The following is a 17,470-nucleotide window of genomic DNA, read 5'->3' as shown; positions in this document are numbered from 1 at the left end:
TATGGGCCTGGTGGGGCGCGGGCTACGGCTGGCCGGCTTCCTGCCAGTATTTCAGCCAGTCCTCGGCGATGCGCCGCTGCGCCTCTTGCAGGCTGATCGCGCCGCTGCACACCTGGTCGTGCATATAGTTCTCGAAGCGGTCCTTCTGGTGAAAGCCCGGCTCCGGCGAGGCGGCTTCCGGCCAGAGGTTGGCGATCTCGTTCGAGCCGCCCAGCTCCAGGCTCACCAGGTGGTCCACCTCGTACTCACCGGGCGAGTGATGGTCGATGCCATATTCGGCGTAGACCTGGTCCTTCTCTTCGATCGGCACGTTGCGCACTCCACGGGAGTACCCGGGCACGCAGATCTGGTCCTTGGTTGCGCTGGCGATGATGGCGCCCGGTGTACAGGCGCGATCCTGCAATTTGCCGTTGGCCGTGCAGCCCTCGGTCTTTGTACGCTGACCCAACGGGGGCGGCGCGCCGCCGCTGCCCGGCGCGCTGCCGGAGCCGCCGGCTGAACCGCCGGACGAGCCTCCAGACGAACCGCCGGGCGAGCCGCTTGAGGAGGTACCGCCGCCCGGAGTATTGGCAGACGGCGGGTTTGAACCGCCGCCGCCGCTGCGGCTGACGAGCAAGATCACGATGACGATCACGAGCAGGACGATCACGGCGATGTTGATGTACCTGTTGGTGCCGCGGTACATTATTGGCCTCGCCGTTCTTTCACGGCCCGCACCAGCGTTGCTTTCTGATCGGCCAGCATCTCCTGCGCGGCGGTAGTGCTGGCGTTGGCGGCGCGGATCACGATCAGCACGCCGCCGTTGCTCAGGCCGGTGGTAACTGTCTGGCGGTCGGCATCCGCTACACCGAGCGTGCGCATGCGTTCCACGGCGGCGGCGGGCGTCAGTTGGCCCCAGTCGCCGGGCGTGTCAGTCAGGGCCGCGGTGCGCAGCGGATCGCTGGTAAGCACGGAGATCTGGCGCGACGCGAAATCGGCCTCGGCCAGGTTATTGAGCGCGATATCGGCGTCGCTGTCGTTGGGCAACAGGCCGATCACGAGCATGGCATCGTCCTGCGCTTTCTCGCCGCGCAGCCGGGCGAACCACCGGCGTATTCCATTGAACACGGCGCCGCACCGCCTTTGGCGTATCGATACCACTTCCGTTGATCTCAGTCCATGCGCGGCGGCAACGGCGGGATCCGTGCGCGGGCCGGGCGGGCGGCGATTCACGGCCACAAGACGGCAATCAGGAGTCTAGCGGCGGCGTGCTCGCCTGCGCCGGCCGGCGAGCCGCACGGCCGGAGGGTGTGCCTCCGCACGCGGCACTGGTGGCGGCCCTGGCTCTTCGTTCGTGTCCGTGCCCTCCGGGGGCTCCGGCGCGGCGAGGCGCAGCGGCGCGCCGCTGAGCGCGGCGATGGCGGCGGCAAGCTCGCGCACCTCCGCGAAGCCGCCGCGCGCGAAGGGGCGCGGCACGATCATGCCGGCGATGGGCAGCCGTTTGCCGCTCGCTTTGATCAGCACCGCCTCCCACTGCACGAACTCTTCCGTGCGCCGGCCGGCCGTGCCCTCGCCTGCGCCCGATTCGGCGACCTCGATCGCCGCGATCTTCCAGAACGGCACCAGCTCCGTCGTGCCGATGCCCATGCCCAGAAAACCCTGCTGCCAGGCGCCCGACTGCTTCGCCTTGTCGAAGACGACGTTGGCGCCGAACAGCGCATACACCAGCGTAATGCCCGCCAGCGGCACGGCGAACAGCGCGAACAGCAGCAGAAGCGCCAGCAGCCAGTAGGGCAGCGCGTCCGCGACGACGCCCCAGACGATCAGGGCGACGCAGCCGGCGCCGAGCAGAAAGCCGGCGAGCGGCGGCGCGATCGCCCCGCGCGAGGGGCGCACGTCGATGCGCTCGGCGCGGATGATCGCGCGGCGGCGGTTGAGATCGATGCGGCGCTTCTCGCCCGGCGGCGGCAACGGCCCGGCGGCTGATTCATCGGCGTGGGCGGGCGGATCCATACTCTCAGTAGGCATCAGCGGCGCGGGAACGGGCAAGCGGGCGATCAGCGCCGATCGCCGAGCGCCGCGGCCGGCCGCCAGAGCAGATAGAGGAGGGCCGCGATCACGCCGGCCGCGGCGGCGACCGCGAGCGCCGTCTCGCGCAGCGGCAGCGTCTGCCAGAACGGCTTTGCTGCCGGCGCCGCCGCGAGCCGTGGCCGGTCCAGCGTCTCCGCCAGCGCGTTGTTGGCGATGATCTCCTCAATATGCGCGGCGTCCACGGCGCCCGCGCTGCCGACATCGCGCAGCAGCTCGGCCGGCGGAATCGGCAGCAGTTGCAGCTTGCCGCCCGCCCGCTCGGGCGGCGCGATCGTGCCCCTGGCCGAGAGCTGGTAGACCCCGGCCGCGCCACCCACCAGGCTCCAGGCGGTGTTCGGTCTCTGGCCGTCGCCGGCAAGGAAGAGTACGTAATGGCCGCCGCGCGCCAGGGCCGGGGCGTCGGCGCAGCTTTGGTCCGTCGGATCGCCCAGGTCGCGCAGCAGCACCACCGGTCCCGGCGTCACTCCTTTAATCACGGCGCGCACGCGCATGCTGGCATCGAAGCCGCCCGCCGCGTTGACCGGCTCGCGGATCACGTCGGCCAGCACGGCGACCGGGGCGCTGCGGGCCACGGCGCCGAGCGGCGGCAGTTCATCGCCGCATGCCGCGCGTGCGCCCCGCGGCAGGCGAAGCAGCGCAAGCCCGCTCAGCGCGCAGGCAAGGAGCAGCGCGGCGAAGAGGCGCGCGGCGATGCAGCGAACAGTGGCGGATCGGAACACCGAGATCGCTCCGCGGGCAGGGGCGCCGGCCGCTCGCGTGGGGCAGCGCCGCGCCCATTATCGCCGAAGCGGCGACGCGACGCAGCCTCTTTCAGCCGCCGCGCCGCGCGTACTGGCCGCGCAGGATCGCGGCGAACTCGCCGCCCGCATACCACTCGCTCAGCGCCGCGGCACGCGCGGCCAGCAGCGGCGCCCCGGCCTGCAGGCTGCGCACGATCGCGCTCAGCCGCGTGCCCGCCGGCCGCTCGCCATAGAGCGCATGGCGGCCCTGTTCCACGAACGCCGCCACGTTCAGCGCGTCGATGAAGCGCTGGCCGCCCGCGGCCTGCTTCAGCAGCGCCGAGAGCGCGACCTCCAGCCGGCCCGCGGCCAGCAGCCCGGCGCGGTCGGCGCTGAACTCGGAGAACTGGTCCCAGTCGCGCAGCGGCGCCTCCAGCCCCGTCGTCACCATCGAGCCGACGTTGAGCGTGAAGGTGCCGACCGTATCGCCGATCGCGCCGATCGAGCGGGCCAGCATCTTGTAGGTCACGTGGCCGAGCAGGATGTGCCCCAGCTCGCGGCCGAAGGCGAAGACCAGCTCCTCGTCGTCCAGCAGTTCCACGTAGTCGGCGTTGACGACGATGAAGGGCCGCTCGTGGCCGATCGTCTGCATGCCGCTGTCGTAGCGGCCGAGATACAGTTCGGGCACGCGCACGTCGAGCACGCGCGCCGCGCGGTCGAGCAGCGCCCACAGCGCCGCACCCTGGCCGGCGTGGATCTGCACGGCCTGCGCCGCCGTCTCGTGCGCCATCGCCCCTTCCACGCCGAGGTTCAAAAAGCGGCTGTAGACGAAGTCCAGCCCCTTGAGCAGACGCACTCGCGTCATGCGCTCCGCGTCGCGGCGGTCGCGGAAGCTGCGCGCGTCGATGCCGGGGAAGCGGCGCTCGCTTGCGTCCGCGGCGGGCGCCTGCGGCTCGTGCGGCGCGGCGGCAGGCTCTCCCTGCGGGTCGGGAGGCAGCGGCAGCGCGCCGGGCTGTCCATCCGCTTGAGGCGCGGGCGTGGCCGCCGGTACCTGCAGGCCGCCGGACGGCGTGTACTCGATACGGCTCGGGCTCTGCGCGTCTTCCTGCGGTGTCATGCGCGTATGCTCCGTGGCGGGATTCCCCGCGGCTAGCTTGGCGCGGCCTCAGCCGGCAGACTCCGGCGATGGGCGATCGGCCGCACCGCCCTCACCGGGCAGAACGTGCGATGCCGCGCACTCTGGCGCCGGACACCCCCGGCCGCTACAGTGAGGCCGTAAAGGAGAACGCGGCGAATGAAGTTCGGGATATTTTACGAGCATCAGCTTCCCCGTCCCTGGCACGACGGCGACGAGCTCAAACTCTTCCAGGACGCCCTCTCGCAGGTCGAGCTGGCGGACAGGCTCGGCATCGACCACGCCTGGGAGGTCGAGCACCACTTCCTTGAAGAGTACAGCCATTCGTCGGCGCCGGAGGTCTTTCTCGCCGCCGCCAGCCAGCGCACCAAACGGATCCGCCTCGGCCACGGCATCGTGCTGATGCCGCCCGGCTACAACGCGCCGGCGCGCGTGGCCGAGCGCATCGCCACGCTCGACCTGGTCAGCGCCGGCCGCGCCGAGTTCGGCACGGGCGAGTCCGCCTCGCGCGCCGAGCTTGAGGGCTACGGCGTCGACCCCGCCGAGCGGCGGGCGATGTGGCGCGAGACGGTCGAGCAGGTCGCCAACATGCTGGCGATGGACCCCTATCCCGGCTTCCAGGGCAAGTACTTCTCCATGCCGGTGCGCAACGTCGTGCCGAAGCCGGTGCAGAAGCCGCACCCGCCGATCTGGGTGGCCTGCTCCAACCGCGAGACGATCCACCTGGCGGCGCAGCTCGGCATCGGTGCCCTCACCTTCGCCTTCATCGACCCGGCCGAGGCGCGGCACTGGGTGAACGACTACTACGAGACCTTCAAGCGCGAGTGCGTGCCGATCGGCCACGCCGTCAACCCCAACATCGCCATGGTCACGAGCTTTTCCGTGCACCCCGACGAAGCAGAGGCGCGGCGACGCGGACTCGACGGCTTCCGCTTCTTCCAGTTTGCGCTGGGGCACCACTACGCCTTCGGTCAGCACACGCCGGGCCGCACCAACGTCTGGGAGAAGTACATCCGCGTGCGCGACGAGATGGGCATGGAGGCGCTGGGCGACGGCACGGGCGGCATCGGCACGCCGGCGCAGCAGCGTGAGCACCTGCGCGCCTTCCAGGATGCGGGCGTCGACCAGACGGTCTTCATCCAGCAGGGCGGCAACAACAAGCACGAGCACATCTGCGAATCGCTGGAGCTGTTCGCCGCCGAGGTGATGCCGGAGTTCAAGGAGAAGGAAGAGGAGCGCGTCGCCACGAAGATGGCGGGGCTGGCGCCGTACATCGAGGCGGCGTTCAGGCGCAAGCAGTTCATGAAGGAGCTGGCGGACGACGAGATTCCGACCTACGGCGCCTACGGCCTGAGCGTGGCCGAGGTCGACGTCGCGACCCTGCCGGAGGCGAACCGCCGCCGCGCCCTCGCCATGCGCCGCCTGCGCGAGATCGCCGCGAAGGCGTAGGGGGAGCGAGCGGCCCTCACACCCCCGTACCCCTCTCTCCCATACACAAGCGAGGGAGATCCGCCGCTGTTCAAGAGCGTATGGGAGAGAGGGGCGATCGTACCGTGCGGGCACGGAGGACGCCAGGTTAGCAAGCTGATGCAGGAGCGAATGCCGTGCACCGCGCACGGTTCCCACGCTTCGGTCAGGGGCGCGTGGCGTCCGCCCGTCGCGCCCGCGGGCGCGACGCACGGTGCGCCGGCTAACCCGGCGCCCTCTGGAACACTCTACGCCGGATCGCCCCTCTCCCTCTCCCAGGATTGGGAGAGGGAGAGGGGCCGGTGGTGAGGGTGAGGGCCGAACGCCCGTGGCCCAGAAACCGATCATCGACTACCGCATGGACGACATCGTGCGGCTGCGCAAGGCACACCCTTGCGGCGGCACGGACTGGCGCGTGGTGCGGCTCGGCGCCGACATCGGCCTGCGCTGCCTCACCTGCAACCGCCGCGTGCTGCTCGATCGCAGCACGCTGGACCGGCGGCTGAAGAGCTTCGTCGAACGCGGCCCCTACGACCCGCGCGACCCCTTTAACGCCAGCGGCAAAGCCGCCGATACATAAGCAACGGCCCGCGCCGTACCGCCCGCCGGCACGCGTGCCCAGCGGCGCTCGTGGGCGTAATCGCGGCAGCGCAACCGCCGTTGGTTGCGCCGGATGGTTCGTTGACACGTTTTCGAGCGCGTGCCTACACTGAATTTGAGTCGGGAGGCGTGGCCGTGGTTGAGATGACGATCGAGAGCATCCGCGTCTCGCTGATGAACTACCAGCGCGTCGTCATCCTCAAAGAGAAGGACGCGGAACGCTACCTGCCGATCTGGATCGGCCCGGCCGAGGCCGACGCGATCGCCGTCCGCCTGCAGGACGTGCAGGTGCCACGCCCGCTCACCCACGACCTGCTGCGCTCAGTGATCGACTCGCTCGGCGCCCAGGTGTCTTCGGTCGTCGTCAACGACATCTCCAGCGACACCTACTACGCCCGCATCGTGCTCGAGGTGAACGGCAACTCCGTCGAGATCGACTCGCGCCCCAGCGACGCGATCGCCCTCGCCGTGCGCGCCCGCGTGCCGATCTACGCCGACGAGAGCGTGCTGGAGAAGGCCGGCGTCAAGATCAGCGAGGACGAGAGCGCGGCGGGCGCCCTGGAGATGACGGCGCCGGTCAAAGAGGAAGAGCTGGAGCGGATGTCCGCCTTCCGCGACTTCATCGAAGGGCTCGACCTGGACGACTTCGATAAGCGCCGGCGCTAGCGCCCGGTATCACCTTCGCCCTGCTCGCCACGCTGCAACCGACCGCTCGGCGCCACGCGCGGCCTGCCCCTGGGCCGCAGTTCAGTCGCGGCCATCGGCCGAAGCCCGCCGGGCGGTCGCCGGCGGCTGCCACACCGCCGGCGACCGCCGGTTTCGACCACACTGTAGGAACTCACGTGCAAAACAGGCGCACGCGCCTGGACGGTTGAGGCTGCGGCGAAACGCCCGTTCCGGCCCCTTTAAGGATGGTCTCCTAACCGGCGCGTCAGTCCGGAGCTGAGTGTTCAACCACTTCAGACCGCCGGTTGGGAGACCATACCTTCTTCGTTCGAGTTGAGCTGCCCTTCACCGGTCGTAATCAAGCGCCTGAGACTCCCATTGATATAGACGCCCCATGCGCTTGAACAGGAATCGAAGCATTCAAACTCCGGAACCAGGCCCAGGTGCGTGAAGCGGACCTCCGTTCGCTTCCCCTTGCGCGAGACGTCAAAGGTGATCTCCGTGCCCGTCCACTCGCCCGGGTCTTTGCTGAAGTTGAGATAGGCGTCCAACACCCGCCAAACGACCTTCTTGCCAGGGATGAGTTCCGTGATCTTTTGTTTGGTGTAGTGGACATCCTCGTACCGGTAGGTGAACTCCTCGCCCAGCCTGTCGGTACTCCCTTCAATCTCTCCCGACCACCAGCCACGAACGTTCGTGATGGCGGCGAAGGCTTCTTCCGGTGTTTGGTCCACCGAAAAGGTGGTGGTGAAGTTTTGGCTGCTCATGGTGCTCTCCCGTTCACGGTATGCGGGGTTGGTTGTGGTGTGCCGGTGCCGCCGGTCCGCCGTACCGCGGCGGACCGGCGGCACCGGCCGTTGCTCATGCGGCTTCGGGCGTCGCATTGGCGAGAGCCGCAAACTCACGCTCGAGCGCCTTGAGGGCGCCGCCACGCCAAGGCGCAGCCAGCGGCGCCGACATGGGATCCGGGAAGATCTCCTCCTCGCCGTTCGCCACGCCGTCGAGGATGGCGCGGGCGACGGACTCCGGGGGGGCCTTCGGGACGGCGAAGTCTCGGGACATCTCGGTATCCACGGCGCCGGCCAGGACGGCATGCGCCCGCACGCCCTGCCCGGCCAACACGGCCCGTAGCGACTGGGACAGCGAGAACGCGGCCGCCTTGGAGATCGAGTAGGCCGGAACGAACGGCAGCGGGGCGACGGCCGTCAGCGACAGCACGATGACGATCGCGCCGTGCGAGCGCGTAAGCAGCGGCAGGCACGCCTGGGTCATGCCATAGGCGCCGAAGAGGTTGACGGCAAGGTGCTGTTCGAGCACGGCCCGATCGCTCAAGTCATCGAAGCGGGCCACCCCGGCATTGTTGATGAGGAGGTCAAGCGTGTCGACCCGCTCGACCGCTGCCCGAATCTGTGCCGCGTTGGTCACGTCCAGCAGTAGGGGCGTGACGCGTGTGTCCGGGTGGACCAGGGGCTGACGCGTGCCGGCGTATACCCGGCGCGCACCGCGCCGCAAGGCTTCTTCGACCAGCGCTTGCCCGATGCCGCGATTGGCGCCCGTCACCAGCACGGCCCTGTCTGTGATTGTCATCGGTCCGGCTCCTCCTGGTTTGCAGGAGCCCCTCGGTGAGGGGCCCCTCGCAGCTATGTGGTTGCTTCATGCAACCACTACAACCACCGTAGCGGACGCGGTTTCATCATGCAACTAAAAAAGGTGCTACAATTGGTCCGTGCTTGGAAATACTTACGAACGCCAGAACTGCTCGGCCGCGCGGGCACTCGAGGTGGTCGGCGAGCGCTGGAGCCTGCTGATCGTCCGCGACGCGCTGTTTGGCGGGCTGACGCGCTTCACCGACTTCCTGCGCAGCCTCGGCCTCGCCCGAAACGTCCTCTCCGCCCGGCTGGACAGCCTGGTGGAGGCCGGCGTGATGGAGCGCAGCCCGGGCGAGGATTCGCCCTACGACGAGTACCACCTGACCGAGAAAGGCCGCGATCTGGCGGCCGTCGTCATTGCCCTGACCGGCTGGGGAGACCGCTGGGCGGCGCCCGATGGACCGCCGATCGTCTTCCGCCACGACAGCTGCGGCGGCGATGTCGTGCAACAGCTCGTCTGCAGCGGCTGTCAGCGGATCCTGCGCGCTGAGCAGGTCGACGCGCATCCCGGACCGGGCCTGGCGGCGGCGGGCTAGCGCCCGTCATGCGGCCAGGGCTGCACCTGGAGCAGCCGGCCGCTGCGCGATGACGAACGGCTCAGCATCACTCCGGCTGGCTTGCACGTCGTCGCTTTCGCCTGCCTGCTGCCGCACATGGCTCTCCCCGCTCCTGGCGGATCGCGCAGGACGGGCGCTGGCGCATTGTCCGCGGATTGCGTACCATGCCGCCGGAGCAACCGCCCCGGCGGTTTTTGTCGTGCCCGCGTTGCACGGGGGTTGCTCCCTACGATCGTCTGTGATAAGTTTCGCAATGCCTCGGGTCGGCCGGGAAACGGTGGCCGGCCGCTCAACATGATGCCATCCGCCAGCGCGCAGGATGGCGTCAACTGTGTCGGGGCGGCGGACGCTGCCAGCGCGGGAGTGACCCGGTGCGCAATCCGAAGGTCTGGATCATCGTCCTTTTCGTGCTGGCGACGATCGTCGTCGGCTTCCTGCTGGCGGGGCCGCAGCCGGAGATCTCGCTGAAGGCGGAGACGGTCTTTGCCGTCGGCCCCTTCAACGTGACCAACACCGTGATCGCCGCCTACATCGTCACCGCCATTCTTGTGATCACCTCGTACTTCGCCACGCGCAGGGCGGCGCTGGTGCCCTCCGGCTTCTACAACTTCGTCGAGGCGCTGGTCGAGTGGATGTACTCGGTGGTCGAGGAGATCGCCGGGCCGGAGAACGGGCGCAAGTTCTTCGTCGTCGTCGCCACGATCTTTTTGTTCGTCGTCTCCTCCAACTACTTCGGCCTGCTGCCGATCGTCAACTCGATCGGCGTGGCGCACCGCGGCGACCACCAGGAGACCGGCTTCGTCTGGAAGGACGCCGGGCCGATCAAGGTCATCGTGCCGCACGCGGCTGAGGTCAAAGAGGGCGAGCAGACGACGTCTTCACACGCGGACGACCCGAACCTGGGCGGCTTCCGCCCCTATCTGCGCAGCCCCAACAGCGATGCCAACAGCCCCCTGGCGCTGGCGATCTGGTCGGCGATCTTCGTCGAGCTGTGGGGCCTGCAGGCGCTGGGCTTCCGCTATCTCGGCAAGTTCTTCGCCTTTCCGCCCTTCGCCAGGTTCTCGCCGATTAACGTCTTCGTCGGCGCGCTGGAGTTCCTCAGCGAGCTGATCCGCATCATCAGCTTCACCTTCCGTCTCTTCGGCAACATCTTCGCCGGCGACGTGCTGATCACTTTCATCTCGTTCCTGGCCCCGTTCGTCTTTCCCGTCATCTTCTACGGACTGGAGACGTTCGTGGGCTTCATTCAGGCGGCAGTCTTTGCGCTGCTCACCCTCGTTTTCGCCGTGATGGCCGTTGAGTCGCACGACGAGGGCGAGCACGAGGCGCATCGAACACACGGGGAGCCTGCGGAGGCGGCGGCGCACTGAGTGTCCCCGGCGCGAGGCGCACCGCGCGACGGTGTGCGCGGCCCGCGTGGGGCCAGACCACGCCAGCACGATGCCCCGGTGACGCGGCCGTGGAGCGGCCGGACCGGGAGGGGGGAATATGCACCTGCTGACGGCGATGATGGCGATCCTGCTCGATACGACGCACATCTCCGACGATGGCATGAAGAACATCGGCGCCGGTATCGCCATCGGCATCGGCGCGATCGGGCCGGCGCTCGGCATCGGCAACCTGGTGGCGAAGGCGATGGAGGCGCTGGGGCGCAACCCGGAGGCGCGGCCGGCGATCCAGACCAACATGATCCTTGGCCTCGCCTTCGCGGAAGCGATCGGCATCTACGCCCTGCTGGTCGCGATCATCATCAAGTTCGTGTAGGGTTCGCCTGCCCGGCGCCGCCGCTTCGGTCTGCGACCGCGCCGGCGGCGGCGCGGGCGGCACGAACCGCGGCGCGGCGGCCGCGGCTGATCGGGGAGTGAGGAACAGACTTGAGTAAGGCATTCGACGCGCTGGGGCTGAACATCGGCACGCTGCTCGCGTTCATCATCAACTTCGGCATCCTGCTGTTCCTGCTCAAGCAGTTTCTCTATGGCCCCGTGCTGAAGATGCTGGACGAGCGGCGCCAGCGCATTCAAGAGGCGCTGGCCGCCGCCGACCGCGCGGCCGAATCGGCGCGCGAGTCGGAGACGCGCGTGCAGGAGCAGATCCGCCAGGGGCAGATCCAGGCGCAGGAGATCGTCGCCAACGCCCAGCAGATCGCCCAGCGCATCCAGGACGACGCCACGCGCCAGGGCCAGGAGCGCCAGCAGCAGCTCGTCACGCAGGCGCAGGCCACGATCCGCCAGGAGAGCGAGGCGGCCCGCGCCGATCTGCGCCGCGAGTTCGCCGACCTCACCATCCTCGCGGCCGAAAAGGTGATCAACCAGTCGCTCGACCGGCAGGCGCACCTGCGCTTGATTAATGAAGTGCTCGAATCCTCGGCCGGGCGCAACGGCAGCCAGAACTAGCGCCGGCGGGCAGGGCGGGACGGAACGACCATGCCAGGCAGCAGACGGGAGATCGCGGCCAAGCGCTACGCCGAGGCGGTGTTTCAGATCGCCCGCGACCAGGGCACGATCGACGCCTGGGCGCGCGATCTGCAGACCGTCGGCGCCGTCTTCGCTGAGCCGGAAGTGCTCGGCCTGCTGGAGAGCGCCAAGGTGCCGCAGCAGGCGAAGGACGACGTGCTCAGCCGCACCCTGGCGGGCGTCTCGCCGCTGGCGCTGAACTACGCGCGGCTGCTGGTGGAGCGGCGGCGCGTGCCGCTGGCGCCGCAGGTGACGGACTTCTTCCGCGAGCTCGCGGACGCCTACCGCGGCGTCGCGCAGGCGGAGGTCGTGACGGCGGTCGAGATCGGCGATGCGGAGAAGCAACTGATCGCGCGGCGGCTCGGCCAGATGACGGGTAAGCAGGTGCAGATCGAGACGCGCGTCGATCCGAGCATTATCGGCGGTGTGGTGGCGCGCGTGGGCGACCGGCTGATCGACGGCAGCGCCCGCACGCGGCTGCTGGCGCTGCGCCGGCGGCTGGAAGCGGCGCGCTAGCGGCCGGCAGCGGCGCAGAGCGCCGCGATTCGGTACGATGGCGGCAGCAATGCGGCACGCCGGCGCGGGCCGGACGAGGGCAGACGCGGACTCAGGCCGGTGTCCCTGCTCGTGAAGCTGCCGGAAGCGGGAAGGCGAAAGAGGTTCGAGGATGGCAGTCCGTCCGGACGAGATCGCATCGATCATCAAGAGCGAGATTCAGAGCTTCGGCACGCAGGTGCAGCAGACGGACGTCGGCACCGTGATCGAGGCCGGCGACGGTGTGGTGCGCATCCACGGCATGAGCGGCGCCCTCTACGGTGAACTGGTCGAGTTCCCGCAGCCCAACGGCGAGCCGATCTCGGGCATGGCGCTCAACCTGGAGGAGGACTCGGTCAGCGCCGTGGTGCTGGGCGACTACCGCCAGATCAAGGAAGGCGACCAGGCGCGCAGCACCGGCCGCGTGGCCGAGGTGCCCGTGGGCGAGGCGCTGATCGGCCGCGTGGTCAACTCGCTGGGCCAGCCAATCGACGGCAAGGGGCCGATCAACACGACACGCACACGCCCCGTCGAGCGCATCGCGCCCAACGTGGTCACGCGCTCCGCGGTGAACACGCCGGTGCAGACCGGCATCAAGGTGATCGACGCCACCACGCCGATCGGCCGCGGCCAGCGCGAGCTGATCATCGGCGACCGCCAGACCGGCAAGACGGCCGTGGCGCTGGACACGATCATCAACCAGAAGGGCGGCGACCTGATCTGCATCTACGTCGCCATCGGCCAGAAGGATTCCAAGGTCGCTCAGACCGTGGGCGCGCTCGAGCGGGCCGGCGCGATGGAGTACACGATCGTCGTCGTCGCCGGTGCCGCCGAATCGGCCGCCTTGCAGTACCTGGCGCCGTACGCCGGCTGCGCCATGGGCGAAGAGTTCATGGAGCAGGGCAAGGACGCGCTGATCGTCTACGACGACCTCTCCAAGCACGCCTGGGCCTACCGGCAGATGTCGTTGCTGCTGCGCCGCCCGCCGGGGCGCGAGGCGTATCCGGGCGATGTCTTCTACCTGCACAGCCGCCTGCTGGAGCGCGCCGCCAAGCTCTCATCGGAGCGGGGCGGCGGCTCGCTCACGGCGCTGCCGGTGATCGAGACGCAGGCCAACGACGTCTCCGCCTACATTCCCACCAACGTGATCTCGATCACCGACGGCCAGATCTATTTGGAGTCCGACCTGTTCAACGCCGGCCAGCGGCCCGCGATGAACATCGGCCTCTCCGTCTCGCGCGTGGGCGGCAACGCCCAGACGAAGGCGATGAAGTCGGTCGCCGGCCTGCTGAAGAGCGACCTGGCGCAGTACAACGAGCTCCAGGCGTTCGCGCAGTTCGGCACCAGCGATCTCGACGCCGCCACCCGCCGCCAGCTCGAACGTGGCCAGCGCGCCGTCGAGGTGATGAAGCAGCCGCAGTACCAGCCACTCTCGATGCCGCAGGAGGTCTCGATCCTCTTCGCCCTCAACAACGGCTATCTGGACGACGTGCCGGTAGAGAAGGTGCACGACTTCGAGGCGGCGTTCCACAAGTTCATGGGCAGCAGCCACCCGGAGATCGCCGACGCGCTGCGCTCCGAGCGGGTGCTGAGCGACGACACCGGCAAGCGGCTGCGCGACGCGGTGACCGAGTTCAAGAACACGGTGCCGTACTAGGGCGCGTGGCCTCACCCCCTGGCCCCCTCTCCATTTCATGGAGAGGGGGAAGGTGTGGAGTCGGATTGGAATAAGGCCTAGATGCCAAGCTACCGGCAGATCAAGCGGCGCATCCGCTCGGTCCAGAACACGGCGAAGATCACCAACGCGCTGCAGCTCGTGGCGGCGTCGAAGATGCGGCGCGCCCAGCTGCGGGCCGGCGCCGCCAAACCGTACGCCGAGCGGCTGCGCACCGTGCTGGCAAACCTGGCCGAGCAGGTCGATGCCGGCGGCGAAGGCGAGGCCACGCATCCGCTGCTCGAGCAGCGGCAGGGCAACCGCGTCACGCTGGTCGTCGTTTCGCCCAACCGCGGCCTCTCCGGCGGCCTGCCCGGCAATATCAACCGCCGCGTGCTGCAGACGATCCGCGAGGCCGGGACTGAGGCGCAGGTGCGCGCCATCGCCGTGGGCAAGAAGGGACGCGACTTCCTCGTCCGCGGCGGCTTTCACGTCGTGGCCGCGTACCTCGATCTGGGCGATTATCCCAGCGCGGCCGATGTCTCGCCGATCGTGCGCGAGGTGATCGACGACTTCCTTGGCGGCGAGACCGACCGCGTGCTGCTGATCTACCCGGACTTCATCAACACGGCCACGCAGCGGCCCACCGTGCGCCAGGTGCTGCCCGTGGAGCCGCCGGACGGCGGCGAGGCCGGCGAAGGCAGGCCGATCGACTACATCTACGAGCCGTCGGCGCGCGAGGTGCTGGCGCAGCTCCTGCCGCGCTACATCGAGATGCAGATCTACGAGGCGGTGCTGCAAAACGTCGCCAGCTTCTACTCGGCGCAGATGGTGGCGATGAAGAACGCCACCGACGCCGCCAACGACATGGTCGATTCGCTGACGCTGGCCGCGAACAAGGCGCGGCAGGAGCAGATCACCAAAGAGCTGCTCGACATCGTCGGCGGCGTGGCCGCGCTGGAGGGCTAGCACACGCATGGCGGGCGCGGGCCTGGCGGGCAGGAAGATCGACGCCGTCGTCTTCGACATGGACGGTGTGTTGCTGGACAGCGAGCCGCTGCACCACGAGACGGTCAACGCGCTGCTGGCCGAAGAGGGTGCAACGCTCGATCTGGAGAGCTATCTGGGCTACGTCGGCACCACGCTGGAAGACACCTGGGGCGATCTGGTGCGGCGGTTTGGCCTGAAGCGCTCGTTCGCCTATTACCGCGACCGCTACGACGCCGAGATCCTGCGCATGTACGCCGAGCACTCGGTCTTGCTACCCGGCGCGGCCTGGCTGGTGGGCGAGTTGCGGGCGCGCGGCAAGCGGCTGGCGGTCGCCTCGTCCTCGCGCACCGCCTGGGTCGAGGCCTGCCTCGCCGGGCTGGGGCTGCGCCGGCAGTTCGAGGTGATCGTGACGGGCGACATGGTGCAGCGCGGCAAGCCCGATCCGGAGATCTATCGCAAGGCGGCGGCGGCGCTGGGCATGGCGCCGGCGCGCTGCCTGGCGATCGAGGACGCGCCCAAGGGCGTGCAGTCGGCCCACCGCGCCGGCATGGCGGCAATCGCCGTGGACACGCCGTACACGGAGAAGCTGGCGATTCCCGAGGCCGACGCCCGCATCCACACCCTGGCGCAGTTCGACCTGCGCTGGCTTGAGGCGGCGGCGTGAACGGAACAAGGCATATATGCGGACTCGCCGCGGTCGGCCCTCACCCCCGTCCCCTCTCCCAATCCTGGGCGAGGGGCGATCGGGCGCAGCACGACGCGGACGGCGTCGGGTTAACCGTAGGATAGTCGGAAACGCTTCGGGCAGGATCGTCTCCTTCCCCCAGGATTGGGGGAAGGAGAGACGAGAGGATGAGGGCCGACCGCCGCGGACGGGCACAACGTCGGACGCATCGGACGAGAGTCCGGCAGGACCCAAGATCAAGGAAGCTAAGGCAATGGCAGAAGGCAAAGTAGCGCAGATCATCGGCACCGTCGTGGACCTCGAGTTTCCGCCGGAGCAGCTCCCCGACCTGTTCAACGCCGTCGATCTCTACCTCGAGGGCCAGGCGGCGGCCGAGCACGCCTCCGAGCTGGGCGAGGGCGAGCAGCAGCAGGCCAACGTGATCGTGGCCGAAGTGCAGCAGCACCTGGGCAACAACTGGGTGCGCACACTGGCGATGACCAGCACCGACGGCCTCACACGCGGCGCCCGCGCCGTGGACACCGGCGCGCCGATCTCGGTGCCTGTGGGACCGAAGACGCTGGGCCGGTTGTTCAACGTGCTGGGCGAGCCGCTGGACAGCCTGGGCGCCCTCGATGGCGTGCAGACGCTGCCGATTCACCGCGCGCCGCCCTCGTTTGAGGAGCAGGAGACCTCGGCGCAGATCCTGGAGACGGGGATCAAGGTCATCGACCTGATCGCGCCCTTCGCCCGCGGCGGCAAGATCGGCGCCTACGGCGGCGCCGGCGTGGGCAAGACCGTGACGATGACCGAGCTGATCAACAACATCGCCAAGCAGCACGGCGGCTACTCGGTCTTCGCCGGCGTGGGCGAGCGCTCGCGTGAGGGCAACGACCTCTGGCACGAGATGAGCGAGTCCGGCGTGCTCGATAAGACGGTGCTCGTCTTCGGCCAGATGAACGAGCCGCCCGGCGTGCGCCTGCGCATCGCGCTCACGGGCCTGACCATGGCCGAGTACTTCCGCGATGTCGAAGGGCGCGATGTGCTGCTCTTCATCGACAACATCTACCGCTACACGCTGGCGGGCATGGAAGTCTCGGCGTTGCTGGGCCGCATGCCCTCCGCCGTGGGCTACCAGCCGACGCTCGCGACCGAGATGGGCGACCTCGAAGAGCGCATTACCTCGACCAAGAAGGGCGCGATCACCTCGTTCCAGGCGATCTACGTGCCGGCCGACGACTACACCGACCCCGGCGTGGCCACGACCTTCGGCCACCTGGACGCCGTCGTTGCGCTCGACCGGGCAATCTTCGCCCGCGCCATTTATCCGGCGGTGGACCCGCTGACCTCCTTCTCGCGCCTGCTCGATCCGCAGGTAGTGGGGCAGGAGCACTACGACGTGGCCCGCGGCGTGCAGCAGGTCTTGCAGCGCTATAAAGACCTGCAGGACATCATCGCCATCCTCGGCATCGAGGAGCTTTCGGACGACGACAAGCAGATCGTGGGCCGGGCACGGCGCATCGAGCGCTTCCTCTCGCAGCCGATGTTCACGGCCGAGGCGTTCACCAACCTGCCCGGCCAGTACGTGCCGCTGACGGAGACGGTGCGCGGCTTCCGCGAGATCCTGGACGGCAAGCACGACGACCTGCCGGAGCAGGCGTTCTACATGGTCGGCAACATCGATATGGTCGTCGAGAAGGCGCGCACGCTGCGGGAGTAAGCCATGCCCCTGAGCCTGGATATCGTCACCGCCGAGCGCGAAGTGCTCTCGGAGGACGGCTTCGACATCATCATCGCGCCCGGCAGCGAGGGCGAGCTGGGCATTCTGCCGCGGCACGCGCCGCTGATGACGATCCTCGAGACTGGCGAGCTGCGCGCCCGCCGCGGCAACGAGGAGATCGACCTCGCCATCGCCGGCGGCTTCCTGGAAGTGCGCGACGACAAGGTCACGGTGCTGGCCGACAGCGCCGAGCGCTCGGACGAGATCGACATCGCCCGCGCCGAGGCCGCCCGCCGCCGTGCCGAAGAGGCGATGGCGACGCGCCAGGCGGACATCGACGTGGCCGCCGTCTTCGCCGCCGCCCGCCGCGCCGACGTGCGCATCCGCGTGGCCGAGCGCCGCCGCCGTCGCGGCGGCCCCGGCCAGCCCGGCCAGCCGCGCGGGGAGTAGGCGGCGCGCCTAACCCCGCTTTGCTTCAACAGCGCCGTTTCGCGGCGATCCGAAGAACGCCGCGTCCGCATGGGAAGTCTCGGTCTGACGTGGGCGCCCAGCGCCCATCGAGCACCGTTACGCTGCGCTCTGGCCCGACGCG

At 69.0% G+C, this 17,470-nt stretch carries 20 protein-coding genes; 13 read left to right on the top strand and 7 right to left on the bottom strand.

The window, feature by feature from the left end:
- Nucleotides 1-22 precede the first annotated feature (22 nt).
- The 5 genes from VKV26_18320 to VKV26_18300 all read right to left on the bottom strand — a co-directional run bounded on the left by VKV26_18320 (nt 23) and on the right by VKV26_18300 (nt 3,906).
- Nucleotides 23-685 (bottom strand): HNH endonuclease, encoded by a 663-nt coding sequence (locus VKV26_18320; GenBank protein HLZ71863.1) that lies wholly within the window; start codon nt 683-685, stop codon nt 23-25.
- A complete protein-coding gene (locus VKV26_18315; protein HLZ71862.1) occupies nt 685-1,044 on the bottom strand; it encodes a hypothetical protein in 360 nt (119 codons plus the stop codon). Before VKV26_18315 ends, VKV26_18320 begins: the two co-directional genes overlap by 1 nt.
- 192 nt (nt 1,045-1,236) lie before the next feature.
- The gene (locus VKV26_18310; protein HLZ71861.1) at nt 1,237-1,992 is read right to left on the bottom strand and encodes a hypothetical protein; all 756 of its coding nucleotides are present in this window, start codon (nt 1,990-1,992) and stop codon (nt 1,237-1,239) included.
- Between the two features lie 44 nt (nt 1,993-2,036).
- On the bottom strand, nt 2,037-2,789 hold the full coding sequence (locus VKV26_18305) for a hypothetical protein (protein HLZ71860.1): 753 nt from the start codon (nt 2,787-2,789) through the stop codon (nt 2,037-2,039).
- Between the two features lie 91 nt (nt 2,790-2,880).
- Complete coding sequence (locus VKV26_18300) at nt 2,881-3,906, bottom strand: M48 family metalloprotease (GenBank protein HLZ71859.1); 1,026 nt, start codon at nt 3,904-3,906, stop codon at nt 2,881-2,883.
- Between the two features lie 177 nt (nt 3,907-4,083).
- On the opposite strand from VKV26_18300, the gene VKV26_18295 reads away from it, so the two are divergent.
- From VKV26_18295 to VKV26_18285, 3 genes are all read left to right on the top strand, one after another.
- A complete protein-coding gene (locus VKV26_18295) occupies nt 4,084-5,373 on the top strand; it encodes an LLM class flavin-dependent oxidoreductase (GenBank protein ID HLZ71858.1) in 1,290 nt (429 codons plus the stop codon).
- A 376-nt stretch (nt 5,374-5,749) separates the two neighbouring features.
- A complete protein-coding gene (locus VKV26_18290; GenBank protein HLZ71857.1) occupies nt 5,750-5,971 on the top strand; it encodes a DUF951 domain-containing protein in 222 nt (73 codons plus the stop codon).
- A 155-nt stretch (nt 5,972-6,126) separates the two neighbouring features.
- A complete protein-coding gene (locus VKV26_18285) occupies nt 6,127-6,657 on the top strand; it encodes a bifunctional nuclease family protein (GenBank protein HLZ71856.1) in 531 nt (176 codons plus the stop codon).
- Nucleotides 6,658-6,950: 293 nt separating this feature from the next.
- On the opposite strand, the gene VKV26_18280 is transcribed toward VKV26_18285, so the two are convergent.
- Together VKV26_18280 and VKV26_18275 are read right to left on the bottom strand one after the other, a co-directional pair.
- Entirely contained in the window at nt 6,951-7,424 is a 474-nt protein-coding gene (locus VKV26_18280) for an SRPBCC domain-containing protein (GenBank protein HLZ71855.1), read from the bottom strand.
- A gap of 94 nt (nt 7,425-7,518) precedes the next feature.
- A complete protein-coding gene (locus tag VKV26_18275; protein HLZ71854.1) occupies nt 7,519-8,244 on the bottom strand; it encodes an SDR family NAD(P)-dependent oxidoreductase in 726 nt (241 codons plus the stop codon).
- Between the two features lie 139 nt (nt 8,245-8,383).
- On the opposite strand from VKV26_18275, the gene VKV26_18270 reads away from it, so the two are divergent.
- The 10 genes from VKV26_18270 (at nt 8,384) to VKV26_18225 (ending at nt 17,328) form a co-directional block, all read left to right on the top strand.
- A complete protein-coding gene (locus tag VKV26_18270; GenBank protein ID HLZ71853.1) occupies nt 8,384-8,842 on the top strand; it encodes a helix-turn-helix domain-containing protein in 459 nt (152 codons plus the stop codon).
- A gap of 392 nt (nt 8,843-9,234) precedes the next feature.
- Nucleotides 9,235-10,233 (top strand): F0F1 ATP synthase subunit A, encoded by a 999-nt coding sequence (locus tag VKV26_18265; GenBank protein HLZ71852.1) that lies wholly within the window; start codon nt 9,235-9,237, stop codon nt 10,231-10,233.
- A 166-nt stretch (nt 10,234-10,399) separates the two neighbouring features.
- Nucleotides 10,400-10,627 carry an ATP synthase F0 subunit C gene (gene atpE / locus VKV26_18260; GenBank protein HLZ71851.1) on the top strand — a complete coding sequence of 76 codons (228 nt, stop codon included), beginning with the start codon at nt 10,400-10,402 and terminating at the stop codon, nt 10,625-10,627.
- 110 nt (nt 10,628-10,737) lie between these two features.
- On the top strand, nt 10,738-11,256 hold the full coding sequence (atpF, locus tag VKV26_18255) for a F0F1 ATP synthase subunit B (GenBank protein ID HLZ71850.1): 519 nt from the start codon (nt 10,738-10,740) through the stop codon (nt 11,254-11,256).
- Between the two features lie 30 nt (nt 11,257-11,286).
- Nucleotides 11,287-11,832, top strand: coding sequence for an ATP synthase F1 subunit delta (atpH, locus tag VKV26_18250; GenBank protein HLZ71849.1), 546 nt, complete (start codon nt 11,287-11,289; stop codon nt 11,830-11,832).
- A 151-nt stretch (nt 11,833-11,983) separates the two neighbouring features.
- Nucleotides 11,984-13,507, top strand: a complete 1,524-nt coding sequence (atpA, locus tag VKV26_18245; protein ID HLZ71848.1) for a F0F1 ATP synthase subunit alpha — start codon at nt 11,984-11,986, stop codon at nt 13,505-13,507.
- Nucleotides 13,508-13,588: 81 nt separating this feature from the next.
- Entirely contained in the window at nt 13,589-14,473 is an 885-nt protein-coding gene (gene atpG / locus VKV26_18240; GenBank protein HLZ71847.1) for an ATP synthase F1 subunit gamma, read from the top strand.
- 7 nt (nt 14,474-14,480) lie between these two features.
- On the top strand, nt 14,481-15,158 hold the full coding sequence (locus VKV26_18235) for an HAD family phosphatase (GenBank protein ID HLZ71846.1): 678 nt from the start codon (nt 14,481-14,483) through the stop codon (nt 15,156-15,158).
- 274 nt (nt 15,159-15,432) lie between these two features.
- The gene (atpD, locus tag VKV26_18230) at nt 15,433-16,878 is read left to right on the top strand and encodes a F0F1 ATP synthase subunit beta (GenBank protein HLZ71845.1); all 1,446 of its coding nucleotides are present in this window, start codon (nt 15,433-15,435) and stop codon (nt 16,876-16,878) included.
- A 3-nt stretch (nt 16,879-16,881) separates the two neighbouring features.
- A complete protein-coding gene (locus VKV26_18225; GenBank protein HLZ71844.1) occupies nt 16,882-17,328 on the top strand; it encodes a F0F1 ATP synthase subunit epsilon in 447 nt (148 codons plus the stop codon).
- The last annotated feature ends 142 nt before the right edge of the window (nt 17,329-17,470 follow it).

The sequence above is a fragment of the Dehalococcoidia bacterium genome (assembly GCA_035310145.1).
Lineage (GTDB): Bacteria > Chloroflexota > Dehalococcoidia > CAUJGQ01 > CAUJGQ01 > CALFMN01.
The sequence above is the reverse complement of the archived record's forward strand: the minus strand, read 5'-3'. Positions and strand labels throughout refer to the sequence as shown.